The sequence below is a fragment of the Clostridium sp. TW13 genome (genome assembly GCF_024345225.1).
In the GTDB taxonomy this organism is placed as follows: Bacteria; Bacillota; Clostridia; order Clostridiales; family Clostridiaceae; genus Inconstantimicrobium; species Inconstantimicrobium mannanitabidum.
In genome coordinates this window covers 2,136,677-2,149,013 of the sequence record NZ_BROD01000001.1, presented here as the reverse complement: position 1 = coordinate 2,149,013, position 12,337 = coordinate 2,136,677, and the positions used below count along the sequence as shown (strand labels likewise).

Genomic DNA, 12,337 nt, shown 5'->3' with positions numbered 1-12,337 from the left:
GAAAAGAAATGTCATTGGATAAGAAAACAGAAATTGACGAAATGGATAGAGGAATCTATGATGTGAAAAATAGAGATAGTTTTAGTTTTAAAACTCAAAAAGGGCTAACTAAAGAAATTGTAGAAATCATATCTAAAGAAAAAAATGAACCTAGTTGGATGAAAGAATTTAGATTAAAATCTCTGAATATATATAATAACTTGTCAATGCCTACTTGGGGGCCAAGTTTAAATGAATTAGATATGGATAACATAGTAACATATGTTAGACCTAAGAGTAAGTTAAAAGGAAGTTGGGATGAAGTGCCAGAGGATATAAAGAAAACCTTTGACTTATTAGGCATTCCAGAAGCAGAAAAAAAGTCTCTAGCAGGTGTAGGCGCTCAATATGATTCTGAAGTGGTTTATCACAGTATTAAAGAAGAGTTGGTTAAGCAAGGTGTAATTTATACTGATATGGAAACTGCCATTAAAGAACATGAAGATATAGTTAAAGAATATTTTATGAAGTGTGTTACGCCAAGTGATCATAAATTCGTAGCATTACATGGTGCAGTATGGTCAGGCGGGTCCTTTGTATATGTTCCCAAGGGAGTAGAAGTAGATATTCCATTACAATCTTACTTTAGATTAAATTCTCCAGGAGCAGGTCAATTTGAACATACTTTAATAATAGTAGATGAAGGAGCAAAACTACACTTTATAGAAGGATGCTCAGCTCCTAAATACAATACAACAAATTTACATGCAGGTTGTGTTGAATTATTCGTAAAGGAAGGAGCTACATTAAGATATAGCACTATTGAAAATTGGTCTAAGAACATGTTGAACTTAAATACAAAGAGAGCAATAGTGGAGAAAAATGCAACTATTGAGTGGGTATCTGGTTCCTTTGGATCTAAGATTTCAATGTTATATCCAATGAGTATTTTAAAAGGTGAAGGTGCTAAAGCTGAATTTACAGGAGTTTCTTTTGCAGGTAAAGGGCAGAATTTAGATACTGGAGCAAAAATAGTTCATGCAGCACCTAATACATTTTCAACAATAAATTCAAAATCAATATCTAAAAATGGTGGTTCAGCAACTTATAGAGGAGTAGTAGTAGTAAATAGTAATGCTATAAACTCAAAGTCTATGGTTTCTTGTGAATCTTTGATGTTAGATAATATGTCTAAATCTGATACTATTCCAGTAATTGATTTAATGAATGATGAAGTAGAGATAGGGCATGAAGCTAAAATAGGAAAGATTAGTGATGAAGCTATATTTTATCTTATGACCAGGGGAATAAGTGAAAATGAGGCCAAAGCTATGATTGTAAGAGGTTTTGTAGAACCGATATCAAAGGAATTGCCTTTAGAATATGCTGTTGAAATGAATAATTTAATCAATTTAGAGTTGGAAGGAAGTATAGGATAGGGTGATAAATATGAAAGAAATGCAATTCGAAAATTTGAATAAGACACCAGTTAGGACTAAGAGCTGGCTTAACATAAATGATATAAATCTCAAAGGTTATATAATGCCTAATATAAGAAAGTTTAGCAATGTAAATATTAATAAAGCTGATAGTGGGATTATTATAGAAAGATTACAAAATCACATTAATTATGGATATAATCAAACTTTTGATTATGGAGTGAGCGAAGAGCTTATTAACCAAGGAAAAAATAATTATAATGAAGGTTACTTAATAAGAATATCAAAAAACACAGTTGCATTTAATCCAATTGTAGTAGAGTTTAATTTAGATAGTAACAATAACACTTTAGTTGATAATATAATTATTGTAGGTGAGGAGAATTCAAAAGCGAATATAATAATTAAGTATAAATCTGTAGATAACACAGAAGGATATCATAATGGTATATGCAGCGTATTTGCAGAAAAAAACAGCCAGCTTAAGGTGGTTAAAGTTAATATGCTAAGTGACAAGATAGCACATTTTGATTCTAATGTTTCTAATATAAAAAATGAAGGAAATGTAGATTTTATAGCGATTGATCTTGGAGGGCAGTACAGTATAACCAATTATCATGGAGATTTACTTGAAGCAAACTCAAGAACCACAGTAAATTCTGTATATTTAGGATGGGATGAAAAACTTATAGATATAAATTATGTAATTACTCATAAAGGTGAAAATAGTAAGTCTAATATAATTACAAAAGGTGCACTAAAAGATAATGCTAAAAAAACTTTCAAAGGAACAATTGATTTTAAAAGAGGGGCTTCTGGCAGTGTCGGAGCTGAAGATGAGTACTGCTTAATGCTTTCGAAAGAAGCAAGAGCAAAGGCGATGCCTTTATTGCTTTGTGAGGAAGAGGATGTTTCTGGTGAGCATGCGGCTTCATCAGGAAAAATTGATGAGGATAAATTATTTTATCTTATGAGTAGAGGATTAAGTTTTGATGAATCTAGAAAGTTGATTGTGCAAGCTGCTTTTAATCCTATAATCGATAAAATAGATGAGGCTCAGATTATTTCAGAAATTGTTGAAGAAATAGATAGGAGATTAATAAATGGATAATAAAGATTTTATAAAAGATTTTCCTATACTGAATTCAGAGTTAAATGGTAAGAAATTAGTTTATTTAGATAGTGCTGCTACAACTCAAAAACCAATGCAGGTAATTAATGCTATAGAAGAATATTATAAAAATTATAATGCAAATCCTCATAGAGGAGCTTATGAATTAAGCATATTAGCTACAAAAGTATATGAAGATGCGAGAGAAAAGGTAAAGAATTTTATAGATGCAGAAAGTTCTGAGGAAATAATATTTACTAAGAATGCTACAGAAGGATTTAATCTTTTAGGATATTCATATGGAATGAGTTTTATACAAGAAGGAGATGAAATAGTCATATCCATAGCAGAACATCATTCTAATTTGTTACCCTGGCAAAGAGTAGCAAAAGCTAAGGGTGCAATCCTTAAATATATGTATACTGATGAAAATGGTGAATTGTCTCTTGAAGAAATTGAAAGTAAAATTACAGATAAGACAAAGATCGTTAGTATAACCCATGTTTCTAATGCTATAGGTACTATAAATCCAGTAAAAACAATTATAGACTATGCTCATTCAAAGAATGCTGTAGTTATAGTAGATGGGGCTCAAAGTGTTCCTCATATGAAAGTAAGTGTAAGGGAATTAGATGCAGACTTTTTAGTTTTCTCTGGACATAAACTCTTAGCTCCAATGGGAATAGGTGTAGTTTATGGTAAGAGAAATTTGTTGGAGATTATGGAACCATATACACTAGGTGGTGATATGGTGGAGTATGTATATGAACAAGAATATACATATGATGATATACCATGTAAGTTTGAGGCTGGGACTCAAAATGTTGAAGGGGCAGTAGGTTTGGCAGCAGCTATGGATTATTTAAATGATGTAGGTATGGAAGTTATTGAAGAGATAGAGGGAAATTTAGTTTCTTATGCTTTAGAAAGATTAAATGCAATTCCATATGTTAAACTATTTGGACCTTCAGATGTAAAGAAGAGGACTGGAGTAATATCTTTTGAAATAGAAGGCGTGCATCCTCATGATGTGGCATCAGCATTAGATACTTATGGAGTATCAATCAGAGCAGGAAATCATTGCGCACAACCATTTATGAGATATATGGGAATAAGTGCAACTTGCAGGGCGAGTTTTTATTTTTATAATACTAAAGAGGATATAGATATACTTATAGAAGCTATTAAAGAGACATATAATATGTTTTCAAAGTGGAGGGATTAGTGTGGATTTAAGTTCAATATATACTGAATTAATAATGGAACATAGTACATCAAAACATAATAAAAGAAAGATAGATCATCCAGATATCTGTGAGCATGGACATAATCCAAGTTGTGGAGATGAGATTACTTTAGAGATAAAGTTTAATGAGGATATAATAGAAGATTTAGCATTTACAGGACAAGGATGTGCTATTTCTCAAGCTTCTACATCAATGATGATAGATTTAATAAAAGGGAAAAATAAAGAAGAAGCGCTGAAACTGGTAGAAACATTTATATCAATGATTAAGAGAGAAATAGATAATGATGATGAGTTAATGGTTTTGGAAGATGCTATGGTACTAAAGAATATATCTAACATGCCAGCTAGAGTTAAATGTGCTGTTCTTGCATGGCATACATTAAAAGAAGCTGTAGTAAAAGCTAATCATTAATGAAAATGTTGTGCAGAAAGGAGCAACTTTTGAAAATTACCGTAAATATTTTTCAAAAATTGCTCCTTTAATTTATATTATTGATTTATGATTTTCTTCATGAGAGATAAGTATAGTTTCGATAATAAATCTAGGTCTATGTTTAGTTTCATTATAGATTTTTCCGATATATTCTCCAATCACACCTAAAGATAAAAGTTGAATTCCACCAAGCATCCATATTGAAACAGTTAAGGAAGTCCAGCCTGTTACGGTTTTACCAAAGAATTTTACTATTAGTGTGTAAAGTAAGGCAAAAAAGCTTATTAAAAATATAGAAAAGCCTAAGCCAGTGATTATTCTTATAGGCTTAATACTTAGTGAAGTAACTCCATCTAAAGCAAAAGCAAGCATTTTCTTTAATGGATATTTTGATTCACCTGCAAAGCGCTCATGTCTTTCGTATTCAACTATAGAAGATTTATATCCAATTAAGGGTACAATTCCACGAAGAAACAGATTAACTTCTTTGAATTCAGCAAGACCTTCCAAGGCACGACTGCTCATAAGTCTGTAGTCAGCATGGTTGTAGACTACATCCACACCTAGCAAATTCATGAATTTGTAGAAACCTAAAGCTGTATTTCTTTTAAAGAATGTATCAGTTTTTCTTGAAGATCTTACGCCATATACGATGTCATTACCGTTGTAATATTCTTCAACAAACTTATCTATTACATCAATATCATCTTGTAAATCTGCATCTAATGATATTGTCATATTTGCATAGTCTTTAGCAGTCATAAGGCCAGCTAATAAAGCATTTTGATGCCCTTTGTTTCTGGATAGGTTTACTCCACAGAATATAGGGTTCTCATTATGCAACTCATTGATTATGGTCCATGTATTATCTCTGGAACCATCATTAACAAATAATATTTTGCTTTTCTCTGATATACTTTTATTTTTTATCATAGTTGATAATTTAACTAATAACCTCTTAGAGGTTTCTCTTAAAACTTGTTCCTCATTATAACAAGGAATAACTAAATATAACACTTCTTTCATAAAATACCTCCAACTAAAATATAGATTGATTTCGTTCTATATTGTTTCAATAACTATATTTTTACTTAGCAATGTGACAGTTTTGTGTTAGTTTTATGAAAATTTTAAGATTATTAATTGGAGGATATTTTGTAAGAAAGAGTATATACATCGATAATTGAAAATATAGATCTAATTATAAATTAACATTTTTAGTTTTGTATCTCTTTCTTTAATATGTGTTAATATATATCCATATAAAGTGTTTAAAAAGGTCTTGAGTTCGTTATAATCTTCGTTAGAGAAGTTAGTAATATCTATGTCAGTAAGTTTATTTATAAATAAAGTATGTTCATTAGTATGTTCATAAAAATCACTTGAATTTAAATCTTTTAAATAATTTTCTTCAAAATAAAAATGAAAAGTTACGAAGTTTCTAAAGTCACATAGAAGCATTATGGCATCCTCTTTTTTATCTACACCTATAGGAGTTTCTAAAAGTATCTCTAATTTTCTGCTAAGGCTGAATAAATACTTATGTTGTTGATCAATTATTTCTATTCCAGTACTAAAACTATCATCCCAAATTATCAATTATTTCGCCTCCTTAGGTTACTATGTTATTTTATTATAGAATTAATTATAATTAAATTCAATAAAATTCACCTGAATGCATAAAAAAACGACAAAATAGGACAAAATTATGGGTTAGGTTAGGGACTTAGATGAATAATTTACAGGAAGATGACTAGTATCATTTATAGTTACTATCTTAGGAGCCAATTCATCGTTGAAATTAATCTTACATATAGCCGTGTTTCCTATAGTGATTTTGTGATACATGGACATATCCCAGCCAAATAATCCAATCAATGCTGCTTTTATTATTCCACCATGTGCCAGGATGACAATTGTTTTATCCTTATGCTTGTTTACTATATTTATTATGGAGTTGCTAGCTCTATTACTAGCAAAATTAATACTTAAATCATTTCCTGGAATTGGAGCATTGATTTTATCAGTTGTCCATAAATGAAATGCATCAGGATATAATTCTTTTATTTGATGAATAGTAAGCCCTTCCCAATCACCAAAGTTAATTTCTCTTAAAGAATATTCAACTTGTGGTTTTATATTCATGTTTGTACAAATTATATTGGCAGTTTCTGAGGCTCTTTTTAAAGGACTTGTGTATATATAATCAAAGTTATTTTCTAGTCTTTTTCTAAGATAGTCAGCTTGCAAGAGACCATCAGCAGATAAATCAATATCTGTACATCCTTGGAACTTACCTAAGGTATTCCATTCAGTTTCACCATGTCTTACTAATAATAATGTGGTTGTCATACAAAATCTCCTTTATGTAAAATCTAATTTTAAATATGTAAATAATACTAAAAGTTTTTAATTACTTAGTCAATAACTTTGGGAAAAAGCTCTAAATATATATTGACTTTGTATTATATCTGTTCTATATTATGTATAACAGATATAATACAAAGGATAAATAAATTTCATGTTAGCAGAGGGCGGGATTAAATGTTTGTAACAATAGATTTTGAAAGTGATTTACCTATATATACTCAATTAAGAAATGAGATTGTAAAGGCTATCGCTAAAGGAGAATTAAAAGAAGGAGATGAATTACCTTCAGTAAGACAATTAGCAGAAGATGTAGGAATAAATATGCATACTGTAAATAAAACCTATAATATTTTGAAGCAAGAAAGTTTTATAAACATTGATAGGAGAAAGGGTGCAGTTGTAAGCCTGAAAAATTTACAGAACTCAGAAATCAAAGAAAAATTGATTTTAGAGTTAGATTCTATTGTAGCTACGGCAATTTGTAACAATGTATCAGAAGAGGACTTTACAAAAATAATTAAGGATATTTATATAAATTATAAGGGGGAAAAATAAAATGGATATAGCAATGATGGTAATTGGTGCATTCATAATAGGTATTACATTTCTAATAGGAATATTTATAGATAAAATGAATAAAAATTCAGTATTTTTTGGCGTAAGGATACCTATTGGTTATGAAAAGAGAGATGATTTATTAGAGCTTAAAAAGAAGTATAAAATTAATTTTACAATTACTACGTTAATATTTTTGTGTGTTTATTTGATTTTAATTGGTATTTCATCACTTTATTCACCATTTGTATTGATTTTGGGAATGTATATATATATTGGCTTGATGCAGTGGAACTTCTATTTAGTATATAAAAAAGTAAAGTTCATTAAAAAATCAGAGAAATGGATTTTGGAAAGTAAGAATAAGGTAGTTGTTGATTTAAAATATAGAAATAAAAATGAAAAACAAAAGGTGTCAATTAGTTTGATATGGTATATAGTCCCTTTCATTATAGTGTATTTTTCATTTATACTCTCATTTGAATCTAATATGGTAATTTTGGCTGTAAGTGAAGCTATAGTAACTATTATATCAATTTTATCAACAATAATAATGGTTAGATCAAAACAGAATATAAATGGTGGAGATGTAAATAAGGTAAAAGAACAAACCAAGCGTATTAGGTATAAAATAAGCAAAGCATTTTATTTTCTATGTATAATGACGAATTTATTATTTTTAGTAGTTATAGCATTATATAAATATGAAGTAGAATCTCCAGCTATTTGGGGAACAATTTTTATGAGCTTTTTTATACTTACATTTGCTATTGTAATTTATTTGATTCATATAAATAAGGAAAAGCAAACATTACAGGAAGATATGCCAGATAGTATGGTAATTAATAGGGAAGATGATGATAACTATCTTTTAGGAAATATATATTATAATAAATATGATCCAGCAGTATTTGTAGAAAAAAGAGTTGGTATAGGAACTACATTTAATTTTGCCACCTTACCAGCAAAGATTTTTATGGGAATAATGTCACTTATTTTATTTGGAACGCTTGTGCTTATGCTATTTATTCCATTTACAATGAAAGAAAGTGAAGTAACCTTTAAGCAAGATAGTATAAATATAAGTGGAATTTATGGCACTGAAATCAAGTATTCTGATATAAATAGTATAAAATTAGGTGATAAAATAGAAGGTAATATGAAGCTTTTCAAAACAAATGGATGCGCTACTGGGAACATTGATATAGGGCACTTCAATATAAAGGGGGTGGGTAAAGCAAGATTGTTTATAATGAATTCAGAAAAAATTGATGTAGAAATGAAATTAAAAGATGGTACCTACCTAATGATAAATTATGAGGATATCAACAAGACGAAATTTTTATATGAAAAGCTTGAAGATAAAGTGAAAAAGTAAAAGGTTTTAAGCATCAAATTATTAACCTGAGCTTTAAATTAAATATTAAGCCCTCTAGATAGTTACTGTTATAAGGTACTTATCTAAAGGGTTATTTTATTCTTTATTAAATTATAAAGTGCTGATAATTTAAGCATAATTTATAAGTAAATTATACTTAAAATTATAAAGGGGAGTTGGAGATTATAAATTTTAATATTTCCATAGACAATGTAGTTATATCGTCATTAGTAATGTTAGAAAAATCATGATTACTATTGGATAGAGTAATTAATTTGGCATCTGAGCCTGCAGCTTTAATTTTATTGTATAGAAGAGTTGAATTTCTATAAGGAACCATATTATCCTTTTTACTATGAATAATTAATGTGTTAGGTAGATCTTTATTAATATGATTTATAGGACTATACTCACTTAAAGTTTTTTCTGTATTTGAAGAAGATTTAATTAGTTTTGTTATATCTGGCGAAGCTTGTGATAAGTCTAAAGTAGTTAAGTCTGTAGGACCAGAAAAGTCAATTACATATTTTACTTTAGAACTATAGTTTTTTAAGCTTACATCACCTATATATTCAGAATCAGATGTATAAGATGCCATTAATGCTAAATGAGCTCCTGCAGAGGTGCCAATAACCCCAATTGCATCTGGATTTAAATTATATTTATCTTTGTTTTTTCTGATCCATCTTACTGTATCTTTTACATCCTCAATTTGTTCATTGAAAATAACTTTGTCCTTCATAAGGTGGTAGGATGTACTTATAACGGTATACCCTTGATCTCTCAACATATCAAGCAGTGGTGAAATATTTTGTGGAATATTTTTGTCACCATAAGCCCAGCTTCCTCCATGTACATATATTATTACGGGAGAACCATTAGTATTAGCCTTTTTTGCTGAATATATGTCAAGTGTTTGGGGGGAGTTGGGACCATTTTTATATACGATATCCTTATAATTTGTATTTAAAACTATATTTTTGTTTACTGAACTTGTTGCAACATTATTTGAGGTGTTAAGTTCGCCTACATCTCTTATCATGTTGATAGAAAGGAGGATTCTATTTCTAAACACAATAATCAAAATGAAACAAATTATAAAGGCAAATAGGCACAAATATTTAACAATTTTTTTCATAATCAAATTTCCTCCGTGATAGTATAGTAAAAAGCATAGCATGTTTATATTGTACTACAATTAAGTCTTATATTCATTAAGCAAAGTGGTTTCTCTATTTTATGAGAAAATCAATTGTGTGTAAAGCAGTAAATTAGAACAAATTGTGATATAATTTGATTTATTGAATTGCAATAACTATTATTGGATATAATTGAGAAAGACAAACTAGATGAGGTGAAATAGTTTTATGAATAAGGCAAAAGAGGTCTTGGAGAAGTATTATGGATATAAGGAATTTAGAAAAGGCCAAGAGGAAATAATAGACAATATAATTGAAGGTAAGGATTTGTTGGCAATAATGCCAACTGGTGGAGGAAAGTCTATTTGTTATCAGATACCTGCACTTATATTAGAAGGAATAACCTTAGTAATATCACCTCTTATTTCTTTAATGAAAGACCAAGTGGATACTATAGTAGAAATGGGAATAGGTGCTGCTTATATAAATAGCAGCTTGAGCGAAAATGAATTGAATGAAATATTAAACGGCATAAAAGATGAAAAATATAAGATAGTATATATAGCGCCTGAAAGGCTTGATTCATACGAGTTTTTATCTATAATAACAGGCTATAATATAGCACAAATTGCTATAGATGAAGCTCATTGTGTTTCTCAGTGGGGACATGATTTTAGAACTAGTTATAGAAAAATATCTTCATTCATAAATAGCTTATTAAAAAGACCTATAGTTACAGCATTTACTGCCACAGCTACGGAAGAAGTAAGGGAAGATATAGTAAGGTTGCTAGGGCTTAGAGATCCGAAGGTATTTATTGCGGGATTTGATAGAGAAAACCTAACTATTAATATACTAAAACCGGAAAGTAAAAGAAATTATGTATTTGACTATGTAAAAAACAATGCTGATCAAAGTGGAATTATATATGCAGCTACAAGAAAAGAAGTAGATTATCTTTATGAATTTTTACAAAGAAGTGGTTTTTCAGTAGGAAAATATCATGCAGGAATGAGTAATGAAGAGAGAATAAGTAACCAAGAAGATTTTATCTATGATAGGACGAATTTAATTATTGCAACTAATGCTTTTGGTATGGGAATAGATAAGCCTAATATAAGATATGTAATTCATTATAACATGCCAAAGAACATAGAAGCTTATTACCAAGAGATAGGTAGAGCTGGGAGAGATGGAGAAGAAAGTGAGTGTATTTTGCTTTTTAGCCAAATAGATGTGCAAACGCAGAAGTATTTAATTGAGGTTGGAACAGAAAATTCTGAAAGAAAGAATGTTGCATATAAAAAACTGCAACAAATGATAGATTTAGTTCATAGTAACGATTGTTATAGAAAATATATACTAACTTACTTTGGAGAAACAGTTGAACAAGATTGCGGAAAGTGCAGTAACTGTAATTTAGAGGGAGAAATTATAGATAGAACTTTAGATGCTCAAAAAGTATTATCCTGTGTGTATAGAATGAAAAGAAACTTTGGTACAGGTATGATTGTAGATGTACTTAGAGGTTCAAAGGGTAAAAAGATTATGGATTTAGAATTTAATAAATTATCTACTTATGGCATAATGAAAAATTACTCCAAGGATGAACTTCGAGATTTTATTAATACATTAATTTCGCATGGTTACATAAATTTAGAAGAAGGAACTTTTCCTTTGGTAAAACTTAATGAACGTTCTATAAGCGTTTTAAAAGGTCAAGAAGTTGTAAAGTTCAAGCAAGTTGTATCAACTAAAAACTTTGATATTAGCAATGAGCTTTATGAAGAACTTAGAGATTTAAGAAGACAACTTGCAAAAGAATCAGGGGTACCGCCTTACATGGTATTTGGAGATGGAACACTAAAGGAAATGAGTACTAAGTATCCTATAAATAAGGAACAGATGATGCTAGTCTCAGGAGTAGGAGAAGTAAAGTATGCAAAGTATGGAGAAACATTTGCAGACCTAATTTCAAAATATGTGGTGGATCATAATATTAATATAAATTCTGAAGCACAAAAACAAGAAGTAAAAGATAATAGTGAAAAAGTAGAAGATGAATTCAATGTATTAACAGATAAAGTATTATTTAAAAGTTTGGTTGAATTGAGAGTAAAGTTTGCCAAGAAAGAAAGAGTTTTTCCTCAATCTATTTTAGCAAAAAATACATTGAAAGAAATTAGTGGACGTTACCCTATAAACACAGAGCAATTAGGGGATATAGCAGGTATTGGACCAATTAAAATACAAAAGTATGGCAAAGAAATACTAGAAGAGGTTAATAAGTATATCTTAGAGAATAATATAAATGTAGATTGGAAAGAAAAGAAAAAAAGAAAATTAATCATAGATGGGGATGCAAGGAAGGATAAAGAAAAAGTTATTGATATGATAAATGAAGGTAAAACTTTAGATGAAGTCTATGAAGAAACTGAAGTTTCAATATCTACAATATTAGGATATATGACTGAAGATTTAATTGATGGTAAAGAAATCTTGGTTAACTTTAATATTAAAGATTTTTATACAGAGGAAGAAGAAAGGCTAATTATAAATGTATGTGAAAACTTAGGTTATGATAAAGTTGGAGCAGTTAAAAAAGAGTTACCAGACTATGTTAAATATGAGAGTATTAGAGCGGTAATATTAAATAAATATATTAAAAGTTTATCCTAAGAGTA

Annotated in this window: 11 protein-coding genes; 7 read left to right on the top strand and 4 right to left on the bottom strand. The window is 29.3% G+C overall.

Annotation, left to right across the window (positions count from 1 at the left end; genetic code table 11):
- The first annotated feature begins 8 nt into the window (after window positions 1–8).
- Genes sufB through sufU form a run of 4 tightly spaced genes read left to right on the top strand, consistent with a single transcriptional unit; the run spans window position 9 to window position 4,190 of the window.
- Window positions 9–1,418: a Fe-S cluster assembly protein SufB gene (gene sufB / locus OCU47_RS10615; RefSeq protein ID WP_261828575.1), complete on the top strand. Its 1,410-nt coding sequence runs from the start codon at window positions 9–11 to the stop codon at window positions 1,416–1,418.
- Between the two features lie 10 nt (window positions 1,419–1,428).
- Window positions 1,429–2,529 carry a Fe-S cluster assembly protein SufD gene (gene sufD, locus OCU47_RS10610; RefSeq protein ID WP_261828574.1) on the top strand — a complete coding sequence of 367 codons (1,101 nt, stop codon included), beginning with the start codon at window positions 1,429–1,431 and terminating at the stop codon, window positions 2,527–2,529.
- Window positions 2,522–3,754, top strand: a complete 1,233-nt coding sequence (locus OCU47_RS10605; protein ID WP_261828573.1) for a cysteine desulfurase — start codon at window positions 2,522–2,524, stop codon at window positions 3,752–3,754. Before sufD ends, OCU47_RS10605 begins: the two co-directional genes overlap by 8 nt.
- Window position 3,755: 1 nt before the next feature.
- Window positions 3,756–4,190, top strand: coding sequence for a Fe-S cluster assembly sulfur transfer protein SufU (sufU, locus tag OCU47_RS10600; RefSeq protein WP_261828572.1), 435 nt, complete (start codon window positions 3,756–3,758; stop codon window positions 4,188–4,190).
- A 72-nt stretch (window positions 4,191–4,262) separates the two neighbouring features.
- On the opposite strand, the gene OCU47_RS10595 is transcribed toward sufU, so the two are convergent.
- The 3 genes from OCU47_RS10595 to OCU47_RS10585 all read right to left on the bottom strand — a co-directional run bounded on the left by OCU47_RS10595 (window position 4,263) and on the right by OCU47_RS10585 (window position 6,563).
- Window positions 4,263–5,237: a glycosyltransferase family 2 protein gene (locus OCU47_RS10595; RefSeq protein WP_261828571.1), complete on the bottom strand. Its 975-nt coding sequence runs from the start codon at window positions 5,235–5,237 to the stop codon at window positions 4,263–4,265.
- A 171-nt stretch (window positions 5,238–5,408) separates the two neighbouring features.
- A complete protein-coding gene (locus OCU47_RS10590) occupies window positions 5,409–5,810 on the bottom strand; it encodes a bacteriohemerythrin (protein ID WP_261828570.1) in 402 nt (133 codons plus the stop codon).
- A 114-nt stretch (window positions 5,811–5,924) separates the two neighbouring features.
- Entirely contained in the window at window positions 5,925–6,563 is a 639-nt protein-coding gene (locus tag OCU47_RS10585; RefSeq protein ID WP_261828569.1) for a histidine phosphatase family protein, read from the bottom strand.
- Window positions 6,564–6,755: 192 nt separating this feature from the next.
- On the opposite strand from OCU47_RS10585, the gene OCU47_RS10580 reads away from it, so the two are divergent.
- Window positions 6,756–7,136 (top strand): GntR family transcriptional regulator, encoded by a 381-nt coding sequence (locus OCU47_RS10580; RefSeq protein ID WP_261828568.1) that lies wholly within the window; start codon window positions 6,756–6,758, stop codon window positions 7,134–7,136.
- Window position 7,137: 1 nt separating this feature from the next.
- Window positions 7,138–8,514: a DUF5808 domain-containing protein gene (locus tag OCU47_RS10575; protein ID WP_261828567.1), complete on the top strand. Its 1,377-nt coding sequence runs from the start codon at window positions 7,138–7,140 to the stop codon at window positions 8,512–8,514.
- A 163-nt stretch (window positions 8,515–8,677) separates the two neighbouring features.
- Here OCU47_RS10575 and OCU47_RS10570 read toward each other — a convergent pair whose 3' ends face one another.
- Window positions 8,678–9,652 carry an alpha/beta hydrolase gene (locus OCU47_RS10570; protein WP_261828566.1) on the bottom strand — a complete coding sequence of 325 codons (975 nt, stop codon included), beginning with the start codon at window positions 9,650–9,652 and terminating at the stop codon, window positions 8,678–8,680.
- A gap of 229 nt (window positions 9,653–9,881) precedes the next feature.
- On the opposite strand from OCU47_RS10570, the gene recQ reads away from it, so the two are divergent.
- A complete protein-coding gene (recQ, locus tag OCU47_RS10565; RefSeq protein ID WP_261828565.1) occupies window positions 9,882–12,332 on the top strand; it encodes a DNA helicase RecQ in 2,451 nt (816 codons plus the stop codon).
- Window positions 12,333–12,337: the final 5 nt, after the last annotated feature.